The organism is Aquimarina spongiae, assembly GCF_900141785.1.
GTDB lineage: Bacteria > Bacteroidota > Bacteroidia > Flavobacteriales > Flavobacteriaceae > Aquimarina > Aquimarina spongiae.
Map to the genome: position 1 here is coordinate 141,090 of NZ_FQYP01000002.1, position 22,770 is coordinate 163,859.

The 22,770-nt window shown below is 39.0% G+C and carries 8 protein-coding genes; 1 reads left to right on the forward strand and 7 read right to left on the reverse strand.

Features of this window, described 5'->3' with window-relative positions; translation table 11 throughout:
- Positions 1-33 precede the first annotated feature (33 nt).
- From BUE24_RS24355 to nagB, 7 genes are all read right to left on the reverse strand, one after another.
- Entirely contained in the window at positions 34-1,338 is a 1,305-nt protein-coding gene (locus BUE24_RS24355; protein WP_073314738.1) for a lytic polysaccharide monooxygenase, read from the reverse strand.
- A gap of 85 nt (positions 1,339-1,423) precedes the next feature.
- The gene (locus BUE24_RS05360; protein ID WP_073314740.1) at positions 1,424-3,571 is read right to left on the reverse strand and encodes a beta-1,3-glucanase family protein; all 2,148 of its coding nucleotides are present in this window, start codon (positions 3,569-3,571) and stop codon (positions 1,424-1,426) included.
- Between the two features lie 11 nt (positions 3,572-3,582).
- A complete protein-coding gene (locus BUE24_RS05365) occupies positions 3,583-5,280 on the reverse strand; it encodes a carbohydrate-binding protein (protein ID WP_073314742.1) in 1,698 nt (565 codons plus the stop codon).
- A gap of 28 nt (positions 5,281-5,308) precedes the next feature.
- Positions 5,309-8,941: a cellulase family glycosylhydrolase gene (locus BUE24_RS24135; RefSeq protein WP_084549412.1), complete on the reverse strand. Its 3,633-nt coding sequence runs from the start codon at positions 8,939-8,941 to the stop codon at positions 5,309-5,311.
- Positions 8,942-9,044: 103 nt separating this feature from the next.
- Positions 9,045-14,912, reverse strand: coding sequence for a glycosyl hydrolase family 18 protein (locus BUE24_RS24140; RefSeq protein ID WP_073314744.1), 5,868 nt, complete (start codon positions 14,910-14,912; stop codon positions 9,045-9,047).
- A gap of 180 nt (positions 14,913-15,092) precedes the next feature.
- Positions 15,093-17,138 (reverse strand): beta-N-acetylhexosaminidase, encoded by a 2,046-nt coding sequence (locus BUE24_RS05395; RefSeq protein WP_073314746.1) that lies wholly within the window; start codon positions 17,136-17,138, stop codon positions 15,093-15,095.
- 9 nt (positions 17,139-17,147) lie between these two features.
- Positions 17,148-19,115: a glucosamine-6-phosphate deaminase gene (gene nagB / locus BUE24_RS05400; RefSeq protein WP_073314748.1), complete on the reverse strand. Its 1,968-nt coding sequence runs from the start codon at positions 19,113-19,115 to the stop codon at positions 17,148-17,150.
- Positions 19,116-19,433: 318 nt separating this feature from the next.
- On the opposite strand from nagB, the gene BUE24_RS05405 reads away from it, so the two are divergent.
- Positions 19,434-22,748: a VCBS repeat-containing protein gene (locus BUE24_RS05405; protein ID WP_073315346.1), complete on the forward strand. Its 3,315-nt coding sequence runs from the start codon at positions 19,434-19,436 to the stop codon at positions 22,746-22,748.
- The last annotated feature ends 22 nt before the right edge of the window (positions 22,749-22,770 follow it).

Genomic DNA, 22,770 nt, shown 5'->3' on the forward strand with positions numbered 1-22,770 from the left:
CGACAAATCACGCTTCCATTTACCCATTTCATACTATCTAACAATGATTTTATGGCTTGTAAAAGCTCCATTTTGATCCTCTAAAACACATAAATAAATTCCTGGAGCCAAGCTTTTCGTATCAAAAGAATGCAGGTGTATCTCCGGTGTTTTAGGTTCATTTTCAAATACGGTTAACACTTTTTGATTGGATAAGCTTCGTATGGTCATGGTTAACTTCCTGGGTATATCTACTTGATATGTTACTTCTGAAACATTGCCGAAAGCATTCGAAACGCTTTTGATTTCAAACGTTTGCTTGAAACTATTACGAGTAGTACCAGTGCAGTCTCCCATATTTTTCCATACATCCCACTGACCTGAATTGGCTTCCGGATCATCTCCTTGGGTCCACCATTTTGCCTGGTATCCTACTCCATTGTATGCCACTTGATCACCACCTATATAAATTGTTGTAGACAGCCAAGTAGTCAAACCATCACATTCATCACTTCCAGCACCTTCACAATTCCCTACAGAAGTATACACCAGTTGCTCACAATTCACTGTAAATTCACTAATTAGATGATTAGAAAGATCTTTTGCCTGCCATTGGCTACCTACTGTAGTGTTTGTATCATATACATTGCCAGCAGTGGCTGTTCCCATAAGAGTACTATCTTGAAAATACTGAAGTGTGCAATCGGTGGTGTTATTAAAAGTAACAGCTACTGAATCTCCTGTATTACATCCGGTTGCACCATCCACCATTATATCGCTTACCGAATAAAATGCTTCATGACTTTCGTTATAATCCCGTTGCCAAACACTTACCAGAGCGGCTCGTTTGCCAGCATAAGAATCGGGAATAAAAGATCTAATCGTAGTAAATGCCGCTGCTGGGCTTTGACCAACATGGCCAATTTCTAACAAGTCATTCCAGCGTAATGGTTGGGTAGGGTTCCAATCCAAAGGAGTAATATACACCTTATAATATTGTGTTTTATGCGGTGCTGTATTTTGCCATTGCACATCTATATATCCATGATTAACTGTTGTTGCGGGCCAGGCATTCGTTAAAGCATCCAGACAACTAAAATCTATTGCGCTACCATTACCTCCACTGGCAATTTGACCATCCGGCACAAAATCCTGGTGTCTACCAAAATTAGTATCCGGCTGTAAGACTCCCATCCAATTATAGACTGCATTGCCACAAGGTTGACATATGCTAGTTGTTGGATTGTTGTAACAATTGTAAATTCGACTAGGGGGCCAAATGACGGTCCCATGCGAAAAAGTAAGTTGAGAAAAACTCAATAAAAACAGAAAAAATGAGCACAGTTTAATTTTTTTCATAATATCAAAATTTAGATTAGTATTATTTTAAAAAGTGCTAGGGGTAGTAAAGGCCCAGGCAGGGCCTTATTTGTATTCTTTTGGATTATTGTTTTGTAAACCGCGTGATCTTGCCCGTTTTAAAATCTTTTATAACATATGCTCCCGATTTTAAATGGCGTATATCCAAAACCATAATGTCTCTTTTTCCATTTATATCTGTTTTGAGAATTAATCTCCCATATGCATTATAAATTCCCAAGGCAGATGTAGATGAGAGTCCTTTTAAATTTAACACGCCTGAAGCGGGAACAGGATATGCTATAAGGTCTTGAACGGTAGAGTTCTCTGGATTCAACCTTACATTGCTTTCAACTTTGGTTATTCGTAACCAATTGATGTTCCAACCATCTGTAAGTGCCTTGATTGCTATTTGCTGTTCTCCACTTTCTAAATTAACAACATGCTGTATAGTGGTCCAGTTTTGCCAGTCTCCGGTATTAGGAATATCCAATGCTCCATAAACAGGAATCCCACCTCCCTTTTCAAATTGAAGTCTACCTCCGGTATTGGGACTTGCCACCCGGTATTCAACAGAATAACTTCCTGTTCTTGGAATAGTTACATCCCAAACCAACCAATCATTAGCATCAATCCATCCTACATTAAGTCCTCCTTCACTACAGGCTTCGGTTTGTATCCCAGATTCTATTACATAGTTTTCGGCTTCGATTTGAATAGACTCGGGATTATTTGTTTTTGAAATGATCAGTGAAGTTACCCTATCGTTAAAACCATCATCTACCAAACAAGGAACGTTGGTAGTTTTGATTACCGAAGCACCGGTAAAATTATCGGTATCGTACATCGCTATTTGATATCCATCTTGTACCTGTATGGATGAAATATCATTATTTACTACTCCCAGGTTCTGTAACTGACTTAGTGTATATCTACCTTCTGTTAAGGCTACCTGATATCCTCCAAAATTGCAATGTTGAAATAGAGAAACAACTTGAGTATTCGGAGGAGTGCTTCCTGCAAAACCACCAATAGTGATTTTTATTCTGTTAGGATTTGATGTATGCACTGTTGCCGACTGGTCAAACACATCATCATAAGCAAAAGTATAGGTTTGGCTATCCTGACTGATATCTGATCTATGAAAGAACTTTGAGTACCAATTATATGGCCAGGTTTGGTAGTAAGTAGCAATATCGCCAAAATCCTGCAGTACTCCAGAAGACGTATTCAAATCAATAGCATGACGAGTAATAGCCGCAACAAATTGTGCTTGCACCACCAAATCCCATTGTGGTCCGGTAGCCAATACACCACTTCCTTCCATAGCTTCGATGGTGGTGGGTTTGCCAGGGATTTTTGCTAGCTGTCCATCACCATCTCTGGTAAAGATAAACTCATTACCCACAACACTACCTCTCCAAACTCCAGCCTGACCAGAATTAAATACCAAGACCTCTGTGCGATATTTGTTCCAAATGGCGTCAATGTAATCATCAAAAAAATTAACAGGAAAAGTGTTGGTTTTGGTTGGAAAATGAATGATTCCTTGATTGGCATCCAAAAGACCTTGATATGCTGAAGGAGCAGTTGTCTTCCAGGCCGTTAATATTTCCTGATGTGTTTTTAACTCTCCAACTCTTTTGTAAAAGTCAGTTCCCCAGACTTCTAGTCCCATAGGGTACTGATACGAATCAACCCTTGTAGTATTACACCAAAGTCCAAAATCATTGAAAGTAAGTTCTATCAATTCATACTTGATTCCTTGATTAGGATCTGTAGGATTAGATAAGTTTGGTGCAGCATATCCGCTTGGCGAACCTGAATGTCCAAAAAAATATAAATACAATTGACTTTGAAAGGAAATCATGATCCTACATCCTGCTATTTTGGGGATGTTAATTATCTTACCGGGAATATCACTTAATTTTCGAAAGCAATTTGCGTACAAGCCATTGTTTCCCGGTCCTGTATTACCATCAATGATTGGTCCTGCCACCGTATTATCCGAAACCCGCATGGGGTTGACCTGGCCTGTTACCGGATCTACCCAGACATGACCATCTGTTATCCCTACGATAGCTACATATACCTCATCATCAGGATAATCTGAATTATTTTCCACCTGGTACGGAAGTGTTTGCGCAATTATTGAGCATTGGATCATTATGAATATCGTACAAAGTACTTTTGATATCCTCCTATTGTGGTTTTTATCTATGTTGGTTTTCATTGTTACATTCTTTATTGTTTTGTAAAACGTTTGGTTTTACCGGTTTTAAAGTCTTTTACTACATACATTCCTGAAGGCAATTCATGTATATCTATAATCAAAGAGGTATCATCTGACTTCGTTTTAGTGGTTAGCAGTAGATCTCCATCTAGGTTATAAATACCAAGAGAAGTTTGGGCTTTTGCACCTTCCAATCGAATTTCATGCGTAGCAGGAACAGGGTAAATGATTAAGTGTTCTTCTTTACTTGGATTTAATTTTACCTTGGAAGTAAAAGTATTGGTCGTAGATCGTATCTCAAGCCAATTGATATTCCATCCTCCTGAAAGAGCTTTGATCGCTATTTGCTGAGCTCCTTGTTCTAAGTTAACCCTGTGCGCTATAGTGGTCCAGTTTTGCCAGTCTCCTGTATTAGGAATATCTAGGGTGCCATAAACAGGAATTCCACCTGCCTTTTCAAATTGAAGTCTCCCTCCAGAATTGGGACTTGCCACCCGATATTCAACAGAATAACTTCCTGTTCTTAGAATAGTTACATCCCAAACCAACCAATCATTAACATCAATCCACCCCACATTAAGCCCACCTTCAGAGCAAGGTTCGGTTTGAGTCCCAGACTGTACGACATTGTTTTCTGCTTCGATGCGTGTAGACCAGGAAGGTTGAATTTTGGACACGATTGCCGAACTCATAATATCATTAAACCCTTCATTTACCAAGCAGTTATCATCACTTGTTTTTAGCAAAGATGCTCCTGTAAAATTATCGTGTTCATACATGGTAACTTGATATCCATCCTGAACACGAACTGAGGATATATCATTATCCACAAACCCAAGTGCCTGCAGTTGACTCATGGAGTAGCTACCTTCATTTAGAGGTATGCTATAGCCACCGTAATCACAATGCTGAAAAAGATTTACAAGTCCTGAAGGCGTATTCGTTTGTTGATACACTCGAACATAATCTACTAACATCCTTGCAGGAAAAGCAGTATTATCCACTACAAATCCAGGCCAATTTCCTCCTATCGCCATATTGAGTAAAATGAAAAAATTTTCATGAAACTCCGAGGTTCCATTCACTCCATTGGCAATACTAGCTTCGTGATACAGGGTATTATCCACATACCATTTGATAGCATTGGCATCCCATTCTATGGTATACACATGAAAATCTGTAATATTGCCGACAGGAGTAGCCCCACTATAATTAGCATATAGATTATTATGATCCTGCCAATGGATGGTTCCATGAGTTTGTGTTTCGGTATTTACATGCTCCATAATATCTATTTCACCACAGGCAGGCCAACCTATTGATGAAATACTATTGCCCAACATCCAAAATGCAGGCCAGGAACCCGTAAAAGAAGGCATTGCAATACGAGCTTCAACCTTACCGTATTTCCAGGATTTTCTTCCCTGGGTTTTCATTCTTGCAGAAGTATAATTAAACCCACCCACAGATTCTTGCCGAGCTGTTATGACCAGGTTACCATTTTCAACAGTTGCATTTTGCTGTTGATAATACTGAAGTTCATTATTACCCCATCCAGAATTTCCATTTCCGGTTTCAAAAACCCAGTCCGTACTTATTCCGTTTGTAAATTCATCTTGCCAAACCAAAGTCCAGTTTTGTGCAATTGACAAATGGCCGCATAAGGATGTAAATAAAAGCAGGATCGTTTGTGTTTTGATCGTTTTCATAATTGTTAGTTTTAAGAGTTACTTACTATTATTCCTTGATCAATCTTCCTGTATATCTTTTGTCGTTTACCCTACTCTTATAAAAATACATTCCAGGAGCTACATGTTCCAAATCTATTCTCAGCGATGTATTGGCCTTATTATTAGTAAAATTATCTTTTTGATACACCTTTATACCTGCCATATTGTAGACCTCGATGCTGAAATTATGAATTGGTGTATCTAGAGTGAAGTGTACATATTTTTGTATTGGATTCGGAAATATGCTAAGCTCTTCTGTATTCACTTTTAGCGATGTAACTACTTCATTACTTCGACTTCCTAATCCGTCGAGATAGGCTCTTACTGTATTTGAAAAGTTTTTATTTTCGAATGCATCCCAATTGATAGACCAGCTCATCACACCTCGCAACGCCGGATAGGTTTGTGTAAGATTGTATTGCCCTCCAAATCCATTTCCTTTGATTAGGTAATCGAGAGCCGTAATTACACCTTGTGCTCCTGTATGACCATTACCAGCGTTTACTGTTGCCGGAACTCCAATCAAAATCTGATCAGGTCTTAAAGCTGGAAAGAACTTACTTTGATCTCTTGTTATCGGAAAACCTTTCAGCAACATATCCACCAAAGACACATAGAAATCTGAATTACCCATACCGTAAAACTGATCATCTAATGCGGTTATCGAACCAGAATTATAATACTGTACCTGTAAAAAAGTAAGCTTATCACGTAACGCATGAATTAACGGCAAGTATGCTCCTGCTCTGCGATCTGCTCCTGCAGAAATTCCTCCATAAAAAGAATACCCCAGCTGCACAAAAAAGGTCTCTGGTGCCATCGTAAGGATAAAATCATCTCCAAAATGGTTGCATACATCTCTCACCGCATTTATGGTATTCACGATTACCGGAGTGGTGGGATTTTCAAAATCGGTATCTCCCAGGTTGAAAGAAAGAGATTGTCCTTCAAAATCAATATCCATCCCATCGAATCCGTATTCTTCAATAATCGAAATCATGGAGGTAATGAACTTGTCTCTTGCCGAAGTGGTATTCAATTGCACCTGTCCCTCAGCACCACCGATAGAGATAATTACTTTTTTACCCTGACTTTGTAACCATTGAATATCTGACTTAAATTCATTAACATCATAATTAATCGTCCCAAAAACAGGATCCAACTCGAAGCCTATTTCACCATCGGTAGGAGAAATTTTAGACACCGCAAAGGATACGTTAATCACATCCCAGTTGGGAGATACATCTCGTAATTTGATTAACCCAGATCCATTTTGAAAATTATGCCAATATCCATTCAAAATTCTGGCTGGTAATCCTGTGGTAGGTGGTGGAGTAACAGTACCTACGGTAACAGTTACAGGTGAAGATTCTGTGGTTGCATTATCGTTATCAGTTGCTTTGGCAGTTAAGGTAGAAGTACCTGTGGTAGCATTGGTCCAAATCGACTCATAAGGTGCTGTGGAATCTTCTCCTATTTTTATACCATTTCTAAAAAACTCCACCAAACTAATTGTTCCATCTGTATCTGAAGCTGAAGCCGTAATGTTAATCGTGCTTCCCGCGACAAAAGATTGTCCTGAATTAGGCTGTGTAATAGTTACGGTAGGGGCTTCATTTCCATCAGGCGGATTGCCTCCATCGCATTCGCCTACCAAAGTCCAGGCGTCTTGCCAATAGGTTCCTTCTCCTGGTGCATAGGCCCATGCAGCTCCATTACACCATCCTGAAAACGGATACGGTTTACATTCATAGGTATTTCCATTATTTTGAACCACACTACCCGCAACATAACCTCCATTTTCAACATATTGTGGATCAGTACAGGTCGTACCTCCAGTATTGTTTTCTACGGAAATAGTAACAGCAGAAGATGTACTGCTGGCATTATCATTATCGATAACTATTGCCGAAATTGAATGACTTCCTGTAGTTGATACCCAACTAGCATCAAAAGGAGCCGAAGTATCCTCTGCGATCTTATTTCCATCCACAAAAAACTCTACACGAGTTACACTACCATCTGCATCGGATGCATTTGCAGAAATAGTTACGGTTTGTCCTGCTGTATATGTCGCTCCTTGTTGGGGTGCGGTAATCGTGACAATCGGCAATTGATTATCAGGGGTTGTTTCAGAAGTAAATGTAAATCGATGAATATTAAAATCACCACTATCCATAAATACCCGTATAATCTGTGGTCCTGCAGTAAGGGGAACATTAGCTGAAATAGTCTGCCAAACTTGCCACCCTCCCGTATTAGGAACAATGATAGGACCACTAACATCTTGATTGTTGACTTCCAAATGAAATTGTTTCCCTCCGGATATAGCAGCTACACGAACTTCAAGAGCATACGTTTTTGTCTCTTGTACATCTACAGAATACTCCAACCACTCGCCAGCATTGATCCACCCCACATTATATCCTCCTTCGGAGCAGGGTTCTACATCGACTTCATCAGTACGATATGAACCTCCTTGATTTGCAGAACTAAGATCGTTGTAGGCAATACCAGAACCACCAAGATCATAATTCTCTGCCTCTACAATTCCAGGAATTATAGCTGGAGTCCCTAAATAAGGCCTTTGGGTTTCTCCCGGATCACCCCCCGGAAAATCATCGGCTGGAAATTTAATTTTATCACGTATCCAACTACCGGCTTCTTTTAATCGATTGGTAGTCCATGGACCTCCAGAACATGTTCCTGCCTGCCATGCAGCTCCAGAACGGGTATCATCAGAGTAATTCCAACTGGTCCAACTAATTTTCTTTTGGCGCATCAAATCAATAAAACGTTGGGTCATAACAAAATCATTCGGCCCATCTCCTGTAAATTCCTGACTTCCAAATTCGGTGACAAAAACAGGCAATTGACTAGAAGCTTGATCCAAAACATTTAGATATGCATCCTGATGACTCTTTGCATAAAAATGAAATGTATACATCACATTATCAAAAGATAACGGGTTATCGAGTACATCCTGTAGGTTCCCTTCTCCAGACACTCCAAATGTTGCCCATCCCTGAGTACCTACCAGAACCACTGCATCGTTATCAATCCCACGAATTACCGGGATGATCTGATCTGCGTATGTTTTGATACGATTCCAGTTCACCCCAGCACCGTTGGGTTCATTGCACACATCATATATAATATTATTCTTATTCTTGTGTTCGTTGGCTATATCGGTAAAGAATCTTTTGGCATTTTCGAGATTGGCATTTGGATCTCCGGGACTGAGTTGATGCCAATCAATTAGTGCATACATTCCTCTTTCTGTGGCTTCATTAATCAGTCGACTCACTTGTGTAGTAAACCCAACCGGATCGGTTTCATACCCTCCTTCCTGTACATATAGAGAAATACGAAGGATATCTGCTTCCCAATCGTATGCCAAAGCATCCAGTGAAGCTTCGGTTAAACAATCTCCCCATCCATACCATTGTATACCATGGGTACTCATTCCACGCAGTTGTATGGGTTGATTATATTGATTACACAGTTGTGTTCCACATACTTTTAGTTGACCATTTTGGGATACAGGGGTGTTTTGAGCGATGGTCTTTGCACTAAACAATATGCAGAACACAAGAGTAATCAAAACAATATAATTGGCTAATATATTTTGTGTTTTCATAGTTGATGTTTTAAGAGGGGAATTAGGATTCCCAAATAGAGAAAGAAAAAATCACCCGATGACAGCAATTCTAATATCATCGGGTGATCAAAAAAATGAGAGCTTAACGCTTAATAAGCTTTCCTGTGGTCTTACCTTTTGTGGTGGTAATCGTATAGAAGTATAATCCTTCTTCTAGTTGACTTACATCAAAAGTGGCTAGGTTACTTCCCTTTTGTAGTTTAGTATTTTGGTATTGTAATACCTGTATACCTGTGGCATTAAAAATTTGCAGATCAAAAGTGCTGTTAGATACTTGATTATCCAATTTTAGGTTGATCACATCTCCTTTAACTGGGTTTGGAGAAAGGGTAACTTCGGTAGTTTCCTCTTCTTGGACAAGGCTTGCTCTGGTATCCAAACCATCCAGATACGCTCTATGCGGATTAGAGAATCCGAAACCAGCTACAATATCCCAGTTGATAGACCAAGTCATCAATCCTCGGAAATTTGCATATCCAGAAGGGTTACGTAACGTATAACGTCCTCCAAACGATTGCCCTTTGATGATATAATCCAATGCCTTATGCACCTCTGAAGCTTCAGTATATCCACTCCCCGCTGCAGATGGGCTTGCCGGTAATCCTATAGCAACCTGATCCGGACGCAAAGCAGGGAACTGTTGTCCACCCGCTACTGGGAATCCTTGCAGCAACATATCGGCCATGGCAACATGAAAATCTGCGTTTCCTGATCCGTAACACAATCCATCTAAACCAAGCATACACCCTGTGTTGTAATGTTGCACATGAATGTAATCCATATCGTTTCGGAGTGCATAGATTAAAGGAAGGTAAGCTCCACTTGGTCCTCCATATCCACTAAATCCTCCTTGCACAAATAGCGTTTCCGGAGCCATCGACAATATAAAATCAGAGCTATATTGACTTAAGATTGTTCTAAATGCATTGATTAAATTAACCACCTTAGGAGATGTTGGGTTTTTAAAATCGGTATCTCCCGCGGCCAACGAAATTGAAGAACCTTCAAAATCAATATCCATTCCATCAAAACCATATTCGTTGAGAATACTGATCATCGAATTACTAAAAGCTTGAGCATCTGCTGGGCTATCTACATCTACAGCTCCGGTTGCACCACCCATAGAGATTAATACTTTCTTACCTCGACTTTGCAATAAAGCAACATCATTCTTAAACTCCTGAACACTTGAATAGATCGCTGGATCCGGAGTAAAAACCATTGTAGCTCCATTAGGTACGGTCGGGATGGCAAAAGATACATTGATCACATCCCATTTATCGGATACATCTCTTAGCTTTGGTATCGAAGAACCATTGTCAAAATTATGCCAATACCCTACCAAAATCCTTCTCGGTAAATCTCCTCCAGGATTTGGTGGATTTGTAGATCCTACAGAAATATTTACCGCAGTGGCATCACCTGTAGCGTTGTCATTATCAGTTGCTGTGGCAGTTAAGGTATAATTTCCGGTAGACACATTACTCCAGGTATAACTGTAAGGGCTATTGGTATCCTCTCCTATTTTGGTGCCATTACTGAAGAACTCAACCTTGGTCACTGTACCATCACTATCTGATGCTGATGCATTAATAGTTATAGTACTTCCTGCTGTAAATGTTTGTCCGTTTGCAGGTTGTGTAATCGTAACAGTTGGTGCTTCGTTACCCGGAGGGTTACCCCCATCACATGCTCCTACCAAGGTCCATGCATCTTCCCAATATGTTCCTTCTCCTGGAGCATAAGCCCAAGCTGCACCATTACACCATCCAGAGAATGGATACGGTTTACATTCATACAAACTACCATTGTTTTGCACCACACTACCTGCTTCGTACCCACCATTTTCTACATATTGCGGGTCATTACATTCACCTCCATCGGTTGGATTTCTGGTAACAGTTATCGAGTTTGAAAAATCATAATCTCCTTGTAAATCTGAAGTATTATTGTTGGCAGCAAGACCTATTAATCCATCTTCATAGCTTAAATGCCAGATCAAACAGATCCCTGCAGGGGCCTCGTCGAAATTCACATCCTCTGGAGCTGCCGGTAACCCAAGTATAGTGCCCATATCATCGGTAACCACCCATTGAGAGTTAGTTCCGCTATTTCCGGTCAAAGTAACTCCCGAAACATTATCAGCAATACCATCTCCTACTGTAAATACAAATGGCCCACCACTTATTGTTCCTCCAGAAACGGTATTTCCATCGGTATTTACTACGATGCTTATCGCAGAAGATGTAGTTGTAGCTCCCTTATCATCGGTGGCGATTGCAGTAAGCGTATGATTGCCTTGAACTGCAGTCCAATTGCCCGTATAAGGTGCTGTTGTATCCTCTGCAATCATATTTCCATCTACATAGAACACTACTTTTGTGACACTACCATCACTATCTGATGCAGACGCACTAATAGTAACAGCATTACCCACTAAAAATGTTGCTCCGGACTGAGGCGTAGTAATGGACACTTGTGGTGCTACGTTATCGGGTTGACAAGGATCACCAACTACCTGATTGATGGCTGCCAATAAAGAGGTGTTCGGATCTGAAGTATCGTGAGATAGCTCCCACATCATGATTCCACCAGCACGATCTAATGCCATTTGCGTTTTCGCTTTGATCGTCGGGATTCCGTTATAATTATTTCCTTGAAAAGAATCACTATTTGGGCTAGCGCCTTGTACTAATAATGAAGCATAGCTCTGCGCTTGTGGGCGGCTGTAAAAAGGAACTCCCAATACTGCTTTTTCTTTTGGTAATCCTCTACCTAACCAATAGTTTAATCCTCCCTCGGCTTGAGCCATTGTAGAGTGCTCTGGACCATCGTAGGCCATAATATTTAAGAAATCTACATCATCAAAAACACCGTTAAGTACGCCATCTGCATTCCATCCGGAAACCACAACTGCAGCAGTCAACAGTTTTCCACGACTATGCATAGCCTGACCTAATTCTTGCATTAACAATTCGAAGTGTTGAGGTTCATTCCCTTCTCGAGGATATTCCCAATCCATATCAACTCCGTCAAGATTATATTGATTTACAAAATTGACCAGATTGTTTATAAAAGCTGTTCTTGTCGTTGGATTTGCTGCCAATGTAGTAAATGGAGAGTCATTACCATCCATCCATCCTCCTACAGCAATCAATACTTTTACACCTTGCGCATGCCCCAAAGTAACGATTTCTTGCATTTTTGCAGCATTTTCGAGCGGTCGTAAACTACCATCACTATTTGGTAGTAGGAAAGAATAGTTAATATGAGTTAGCTTATCATATTGAATTCCGTTTGCGGCACCTTGCCAGCTGGGCATATATCCCACAACTTTAAAATTACTATTACCGCAACCTCCATCTGTGTTTACTGAAATGGATACAGCGGATGAAGTCGTAGACAAATTAGCATTATCTGTAGCAATAGCAGTAATGCTATGACTTCCCAGAGTACTATTCCAGTTTGTAGTATATGGTGCCGTAGTATCTTCGTCAATCAAATTTCCATCTACGTAGAATGCTACTTTAGTGATATTTCCATCTGCATCTGATGCGGTAGCATTTATTGTTACTGCACTACCATCGGTAAATGTTTGTCCGCTTGAAGGTGAGGTGATGGATACCTGTGGGGCCGCTTGACCATCTCCACAAGGACCTATCAGTTTCCAAACATTTTCGCGATTCGTTACGGGGTCATTGTTTTGTGTCCACCATTTGGCTTCGTACTCATTTCCTTGATAAGACACTCTATCGCCTCCTGTGTACACTTGACCAGGAACATATGCTGGTACAGAACAGTTGTCTCCTCCAGTAACCGTAATAGCAACTGCTACCTGGCTTGTTCCGTTTCTATTATCAGTAGCTCTTACTTGTATCGTATGATTTCCTGAAGAGGCTCCTGTCCAGTCATAACTATATGGTGCTGTAGTATCTTCTCCCAAGAGCACATTTCCATCATAAAATTCTACCTTGGTTATGGTACCATCAGAATCTGAAGCATCAGCAGTAATGCCAATAGTAGCTCCTGACGCGAAGGAAGCTCCATCTTGAGGAGCAGTAATAGCTACTTGTGGTAATTGATTTTCTACATCGATATCACCAACAATAACAGATACAGTTGCTGTTGCACTCCCCCCATCATTATCATAAGCTTTTGCGATTATCGAATTAGGTCCCAGTGGTGCGTTCTGCCATGTATACGCATATGGAGCAGAAGAATCTTCTCCTAGCAAAACTGTACCTGCATAGAACTCTACTTTAGTAATACTTCCATCAATGTCATTGGCATTGGCTGTAATTGCAATATCATCACCAGCAGAAAACTCGGTATTGTTAGCTGGAGAGCCTATAGATACAGTAGGGTTAATATTTCCTCCTCCAGTGGCAAAAACTTCATTTACCTTATTTACCAAAGGTGATTTCACATTTGACCATCGTTTTAGTTTATTTCCAAAGGACTGGGCCGTACCTGATATTTCAAGGTCCCCAAAAACAGTCCATACGATAGTTCCGCCAAGGTTATTCTCATTGATATATTGTGCCTTAATTCCTATAGACTCTTCATCATCATAACTCAAAAAGAAATTTCCTTTGGTCATATAAGGTACTTTGGCCTGATCGTCCCATTGTCGGGTCCATCCACTACCTGCTCCTGTTTTTTGTTTGATAAAAAAGTGGTTTGGTGTTCCATCATACACATCCAAAGGCCAGTTGGTATAATCTGCAGATGTACTTACTGGTCCATCAGGTTGTATAGTTACATTTCTTTTAGAAGTAGGTGCGTTGAGAGCAGCTGTACCTTCGGTAACCACTCCTCTACCATAAAAAGGAATCCCAAAATTGATTTTAGTCGATGGAACTCCCAAAGAAAGTAGTTTGTTAAGTGTAGATTGCCAATTGAAATCTGGCGCTTCGGCTCCATCGTATGGATAGATCGGTGCATTATGTCCTGCAATATTTGACCATCCTCCATTAAAATCATAGGTCATCATATTGAAGTAATCCATGCTACTCACTAACTGAGGCCAGTTGAATCCATCCAATTTTACAGGATCTGCAGACATTGCGGCAGTGATCAATTTATCTGGGCCAATAGCCGTTCTAATCTCTTGAACCAGAGTTGCAAAATTGGCAAAATCAGCGTTGGTACCTGTAAAGTTCATCCCAGCATAAGGTCCTGGGTATTCCCAATCCAAATCGATACCATCAAAGCCCATATTGATCAGCTTTTTGCAGTCTTCGATAAAGCGAGCTCGTTTTACCGGATCTGCTGCCATTTCAGGAAAATGTTTACACATACTCCAACCTCCTATGGAAGCCATCACTTTTACCCCATTGTCATGAGCAAGTTCGAGGAGTCCTTTGGCTCCACTACCTTCTTTTGGTAATGGAAGTGGCAATACCCCGCTTAATCCCCATTCGGGATGTGTCCATGTATTTCCGCCAACTTCTACCTGAAAACCTAAAGCTTCTGCTCGTTGTTTGACATCTTCATTGATCCACTGTATGGGCTCTATTTCTCCAAAAAGAATATAGAAATCCCAACTGCTATAAACATCACCATATAATAAATCTCCTGGTTGCTGTACTTGCCCCTCTTGATAGATTTGTTTATTTCTTAAATCTCCACTATGCAATGACCCGTCGACTGCCACTCCAAAGAAGGAAAAATTAAGAATTGTGTATTTTGAATAATCTATATTCAATTGTGTTAGAGCACCTGCAGAGGGTACTCCCGCGCTAGCGGCTTTCCAAGCATCCCAATTGGTAATATATCCAATAATTTGCTTGTTGTGATTAGATGTAGTTGCGCTTCCTCCGGTATTCACTTGTGCCTGACACAAGTTACCGATAAGAAGTACGCTAATAATCGCTAAAAAGTTGAAAACTCGGATTGATTTTTTGGGTATAATCCCCTCTAACCAGTCCCAAAGATTGATTGGTTTCATGAGTTAAAGATTTGTGTTTGTATTAAGTCTTTATAAAAATATTAACACTGATACTCAATGCGTAATTTTTTATACGGAGGGAGTCAAATAATAGCTAAACAGCCTTATTCTTATCACTAATAGCATGTACATCAAAAATTCAACAAAACCGGAAGAAACTGGTTAATATCGTATCAAGTACTACAATTCACTTTTCTTTAAATGCTCAAACAACTTCATAAAAGCGTCATAAGTCACGATCTCGACATCCGCTCGAGGTTCTTTGATGATGTTCATCAGGGAAGCGAAATCATTTGCATCAGCTTTGGACACCCCTTCTTGTTTCAGAATTTTCAAGAAAAACGCTGAAACATTCTTTAACGCCGATGATAGTTCCAACAACTCTGAAACCAGAGGAGTTTCTCCTTTCAGAACAAGTAATTCTTCGTGATTTGCTATCCATTGATGAAACATGGATTCTAGTGGTTTCTGAGCTACTTCGGCTTCAGTAATAAACGTATCCACCAATTGACTAAATTGATAAGCATCCGGTGCATCTGTAGTACAAGCATCTGCAAATAAGGTAAAGGGCGAATACGATTTGTACTCTGTTCCTCCCTTATTGCGGCTGTATTTTTGTAAAGGTTGACAGACTTTGGTTAATTTCTGAAGTGCATCTGTCTGATACCCATTGGAGATATTTCTTAGGATCACATTTTGATTTTTAAGATGAGTGAGCCCAAGTTCTTCTAGTCGAAAACTGATCATAGTGAGTCGTTTTCTCATGTGTTGTATATCAGTAACAGTAGCCGGTGACCAAAACCGTTCGGCTATTGCAGCAGTTCTTGGCCAGATCCTGGAATCAATAGTAAGTGGTGTTACCAATTCTCCCCACATGGTAACTTCTCCTCCTAAAATTTTCTTTTGCTCCTCTTTTGTTAAGCTAAATGATTTTGGTAGTGGGTCTACTAAATAATGGTTATTTACATCATGCATACGATCGATATAATACCCTGTAGACAAAATAGAATAATGTCCTTTTTGTGCCGCTTTAGCCAATGACTCACCTGGTTGTAGCCCTTCCTCTACGCCTCTCCATGAATGAATTAATGCAGTTGTTGGCATTTGTGGCGTCATAATCTCTTCCCATCCTACTAACCTTTTACCTAGTTTTTCTAATATCTTTTGTAATCTGAGATTGAAATGGGTTTGTAAATCGTGATTTGATTGAAAACCGTGTTTCTTTTTGAAGGCCATGATTTCAGGGTTTTCGTCCCAGTGTTTCCCCTCGTTTTCATCACCTCCAATATGAACATAAGGATCAGGAAATAGTTCTGCTATTTCCGTAAATACATCCTCCAGTATTTGATACGTCTTCTCGTTGGTAGGATCCAAAGTAGGATCAAAAATACCAGCATACCGTTCGATAGTATAGGTATCCTTTTTACTTCCCAACTCTGGATACGCCGTAAGCAACGCAGATGCATGCCCGGGAACATCTATTTCTGGTATTACCCTAATCCCTCTCTCTGCTGCATATTGAATGATCTCTTTTATCTCCTCATGTGTGTAGTACTCTCCGTCAGAACCAAGTTCATGCAATTTCGGGTGTCGTTTTGATTCCAATCTAAACCCTTGATCATCGGTTAGATGCCAATGAAAAACATTGAGTTTAACAGCTGCCATAGCATCAAGGTTTCGTTTTAACACGTCCAAAGGTTGATAGTGCCGAGCTACATCGATCATCAAACCACGCCAAGGAAACCTTGGCGCATCTTCAATATTCAATGCAGGAATATAAAAATAGTTAGCACTGGGGGTTACTAATTGCAACAAGGTTTCCAGGCCTCTTAGAGCACCAATATCAGTTATCGATTTGAGATAAATAGTCTTATCTGTTATCTGCAGCGAATATGACTCATCATCAAAGTTTTGTAAACTTCCTTCTCGTTCAACTTCAATAATAAATGATGGAGCACTTTTTACTTTTTGTGGGAAGCCTTCTTCAAAAAACACCCCTGTTCTTCCACTTAATCGTCTTAAAAAACGAGTAGCTCCATTATGCAATCGTTGAGAAGACACATTTTGAATAAAAAGGGTAAAATCCTCTTTTATTACATAATTTCCTGCACCTTGATGAATCTCTTTTGGCCAAGGCATTAAATTATATGAATACTGATCCGTTGTTTGTGCTGTAACTAATTGCATTGTCCCAAGTATTAGGGCGATCCAATATATTTTTTTCATTAACTTTTTTTAAAAATGATATCGCTTAAAAGCCTCTATGGCTTCATATTCTGCTAAACCTAGTTTGTGATACTTTTCTGCTGTTTGTTGATTTCGTTCTTCTGCTCTTACCCAAAATTCTCTAGAGTCATCTCCTTGAAACATTACTCCATCCTTTTGAGACTGATGAAAAAATATGGCCTTGCGTTTCTTTAGTACCTCATCAGGACTTAAAGGAACTGCCATTTCTATATCATGAATATCCCATTCTTGCCAAGCTCCTCGGTATAGCCATACCCAACAATCCTTCATATATTCTTCTTCTCTCAGATCATTTAACACTTCAAATAACACATCCAAACATACTTTATGTGTTCCATGAGGATCTGCCAGGTCTCCCGCCGCATAGATTTGATGGGGTTTGACTTTCTTGATCAAGTTGGTTAATCGTTTTTTATCTTCCGGTCCGTATGGATTTTTCTTTACCGTTCCGGTTTCGTAAAAAGGAAGGTCAAGAAAATGTACATACGCATCTGGCAAGCCCAAAAATCGTGTCGCTCCATAAGATTCTCCTCTACGGATCAATCCCTTTAAAGATCTCGTTGATTCAGAATCTATCATCCGTTCCTGTTTCCTTTTGAGTTCCAAAATGATTGAACCGATGTTTTCCTTATCAGTTGCAGGTAACATATTTTGTATCACCTCTGCATATTTTATGGCCTCTTCATCAGACACTGCAATATTTCCAGAGGTCTGATACGCTACATGTACAATATGATCTTGTTCTATCAAGCGAAGAAATGTTCCTCCCATAGAAATCACATCGTCATCGGGATGAGGACTTAGAATCAACACTCTCTTTTTATGTGGGGTATTGCGCTCTGGCCTATAGGTATCATCAGCATTTGGTTTCCCACCTGGCCATCCGGTAATGGTATGCTGTAAGGTGTTGAACATTCTGATATTTAGTTCATATGAAGAACCTTCTTCCGCCAAAAGTCCTGACATTCCATGGTCATTATAATCCTTGTCTGTTAATTTTAGAATTGGTTTTTGCACTTTTTGACTCAACCAGATAATGGCTTTATTCTTGTTTTTTTCGTTCCAACGGCAAGGACCAACTAACCAAGGAGTTTTGATTCTTGTAAGCTCTTCTGCAGCCTCCTTATCCAAAACAAATGTGGTATTTTCATGACGCTGCAAATACGAAGCAGGTACTTCTGAAGAAACCATTCCTTCTATAGTTTCCTTTACGACTTCTGCCTTTTTATGTCCCCAAGCCATAATGACAATTCGCTTTGCTTTTTTAATGGTCCCAATACCCATCGTAATTGCTTTTTTGGGAACATTTTCGATACCAAAAAAAGCAGGAGCAGCATCAGATCGTGTAAGGTGATCCAGAGTGATACTTCGAGTTACCGAATTATAATGAGATCCTGGTTCATTAAATCCAATATGCCCAGTTCTACCGATCCCTAACAGTTGAAAATCCAATCCACCAAAGGAGTTTATTTTTAATTCGTAATCGATGCAATATTGATGGATTTGTTCCTGTGGAATAGTCCCATCAGGAATATGAATATTTTCTGGTAAAATATCTACATGATTAAACAGGTGTTCGTGCATGAAATAGTGGTAACTCTGTACATTGCCCTTTTCCATTGGGAAATACTCGTCCAGATTAAACGTAACCACATTGGCAAAACTTAGACCTTCTTCCTTATGCATTCGTACTAGTTCTTCATACACCTTTATTGGCGAAGAACCTGTAGCCAATCCCAAAACACAAGATTCTTGTTGTGCTTGCTTTTCTTTGATTAACCCTGCTATTTCTTGTGCAATAATGATAGAAGCATAATCCGAACTCTTAAAAATCACATTATGGATTTTTTCAAACCGTGTCTCTTCAAATTTTCCAGCTTCGCGATAGCTGATATCCTTGTAATAAGGCCCGTTGCTATTATTGATCGAGGAATCGTACTTTGTTTGTGTACTCATTGCGTAACTTAAGTTATGTTGTTTAATGGCTTATCGAAAATGAAACTATTACCTATATGGCTTTTATGAAAAGTTTTTCGACAGATGACATGAAAGCAATCACAAATGACAATAAAAATTGCACTAGATGATGAAGCAAAAAATCACTAATAATTTTTTGGAGTCCCATTAGCCCCATAAACCTTGTTGTTGCACCAGAAAAACACCTATATTTAAAATCTGGTTGTATGTCGACAAAAGCATGCTATATAGAGCATAAATTCGGGAATTGACACAAAGTTGATTACTTTGATTTCTTATAGAAATTTGTCTTCGAAAATGGTCTTTAGAAAATTCTGGATTTTAGTATTCCTGTCTCTTATTCATTGCAATACAGAACATCAAAACGGTAACCATAAGAAAGTTCAAGAAAAGGAATCATTATTCAAAATGGTTGATCCTTCTGTTTCTAATATTTATTTCAAAAACGAAGTGTCTGAAACCTTATCATTTAACTTCCTAAACTATTCGTACATATACAACGGCGGAGGAATTGCAGTGGGAGATATCAATAATGATGGATTAGAAGATCTGTATTTTAGCTCTAATCAAAACAGTAATAAATTATACCTAAATAAAGGAAATTTTATTTTTGAAGATATTACTGAAAAAGCCGGAGTTGAAGATGCTACTGGTTGGACTACCGGTGTATCAATGATAGATATCAACAATGATGGATGGATAGATATTTACGTATGCAAATCGGGTTCTTTACATGATTCTGAAAAAAGGAAAAACAAATTATATATTAACCAACGAGATGGAACTTTTCTAGAGCAAGCAAAAGTCTATGGACTGGATAGTGAAGCCTATTCTACTCAAGCCTATTACCTAGATTACGATAAAGACGGTGATGTGGATATGTACCTGGTCAATCATCGTGCTGATTTTAACAATAATGTGGTTGTTGATCCTAGAATACAAAACAATATTGATCCAGAAAGTACAGATCAGCTCTTTGAAAATGTAACCGGAAAATTTAAAAACGTCACACAAACTTCCGGAATTCTAAATAAAGCCTGGGGACTGAGCGCAGCAATTGGTGATTTTGATGAGGATGGATGGCCGGATATTCATGTGGCTAATGATTTTTTGGAACCTGATTTCCTTTATATCAACAATAAGGATGGGACTTTTACTAATCGGATTCTTGAAACTTTTGACCATATTTCTGCCAATAGCATGGGATCAGATTATGCAGATATCAATAACGACCTAAAACCAGATCTTATTGTTTTAGACATGCTTGCCGAAGATCATCAAAGAAGTAAAGAAAACATGGCAACCATGAGCACTGATAACTTCAAGTATTTGGTGGATATAGGATATCATTATCAATATATGTCTAATATGCTTCAGTTGAATTTGGGAGATGGATCTTATAGTGAAATTGGGCAATTATCAGGCATTTCCAAAACCGACTGGAGTTGGGCTCCTTTAATTGCAGATTTTGATAATAACGGGTATAACGATCTTTTGGTTACCAATGGTATCAAACATGATCTTTCTAATCAGGATTTTAGAAATAGTATGCGAAACAATATCCTCAATCAACAGAAAGTCACTTTACAAGAAGCCATAGGTATGATGCCTTCTACCACTTTGGAAAACAAAATATTTTCGAATGCCGGCACGTATCAGTTTCAAAACAAAAACCAAGAATGGGGGCTACATCACAAAATAAACTCTAATGGTGCAGCCTATGTGGATCTTGATAACGACGGTGATTTGGATATTGTCTTAAACAATCAAGATGTCATTGCTAGTATCTACCAGAATCAACAATCCAACAACTTCATAAGTATCACATTGTCTAATCCTGAAAACAATAATACACTTTTGGGAACTCGCATTAAGGTATACACCAATCAACATCAACAGATGAAAATGTATTATACCTGTAGAGGTTTTCAATCTTCGGTAACCAACAACCTACATTTTGGCCTGGGCAAAACCGAAATCATAGACAGCATTGTGGTTGATTGGCCCAACAATCAATCCAGTTCTTTAAAAAATGTTGTGGCAAATCAAAAACTTCATATTGACTATAAAAAGAAAGAAGCATTCTCAAAATCACAAACGACAGAGACAGTCGCAATAAAAGTCCATCCTAGCAATGCATTTGGAGTAACTTACAACCATCAGGAAACCCAATTTGATGATTATGCGTTACAACTATTACTCCCCCAAAAGCAAAGCGAAAAAGGAACTCCAATTGCAGTAGCTGATGTAAATAACGATGGTTTAGAAGATTTCTTTGTCGGGAATGCAAAGGGTGCTAGTGCCATGCTTTATATTCAAGATAATTCAGGTTCTTTTTCTATCATGAGTCAAAACACTTTTGAAAAGGATAGTAATTTTGAAGATCGAAAAGCACTGTTTTTTGACTATGACAACGATGGGGATCAGGATTTGTATGTTGCTTCCGGGAGTTATGAAAATATTGCAGACAAACCTTATCTGCAGGATAGAATTTATGAGAATACTGGTCAAGGAAATTTTACAAGAAAAGAAAATCTATTACCTAAAATTCAAACGGTATCAGGAGGAATTGCTATTGCAGATTTTGACAACGATCAAGATGAAGATATTTTCATCGGAGGAGGCTTTATACCAGGTAAGTACCCTTCTGCTTATCCTTCCTATATTTTGAAAAACGAAAACGGAAAGTTTATTGATGCTACTCAGGATATAGCAAAAGACCTGTCAAATATCAATCACATCAATGATGCATTATTTTCTGATTATGATAGTGATGGTGATCTTGATCTTGTGGTTGTTGGCGAATGGTCTTCCCCTACAATTCTTGAAAATAAAAAGGGAAAATTTGAGGCTGCAGATATCAAAGCGCTAAATGATTTGTCTGGTTGGTTTTTTAAAATTTCAAGTTCAGACATTGATAATGATGGTGATATCGATTACCTCTTAGGTAACTTGGGTGAGAATAATAAATTTCATCCCTCTACAGATAAACCTTTCCATATATACGCCAAGGATTTTGATGCTGACCATAGCATTGACATTGTCCTAAGTAAAACCACAAAAAAAGGAGTTTTGCTGCCTGTTAGAGGAAAGGAATGTTCGTCTCAGCAAATCCCTAGGCTTTCTGAAAAATTTAAGACGTATAATTCATTTGCTGCTGCTTCTTTACCCGAAATTTATGGTCAAGAAGCTCTAAATAATGCAGTTCATTATACTGCTACCTGTTTTACCAGCTTGTTATTAAAAAACAAGGGACAAGGAAATTTTGATGTTCAAGAACTGCCTATTACTGCTCAATTTGGTCCTTCAACCGATTTTTTGGTAGAAGACTTTAATCAAGATGGTAATAAAGATGTTTTTGGTATCGGATCTCTATATGAAGCTGAAACCGAAACTATTCGTTATGATGGTAACAAAGGGTATTTCTTATTCGGAAATACAGATCAAACCCAATTTGCTTCTTATCTGCTATCTGATACATTACAGCAATTACAAGCTAAAGCTTGCAGGTTTATTACTATCAAAAACAAAAAGTACATTCTGATTTTTACCAAAAACAACGAGTTGAAGTTTTTGGAATACCAATTTGAAACAAAAAACCTCCATAAATAGCAGCCACACTTTTTACAGAGGT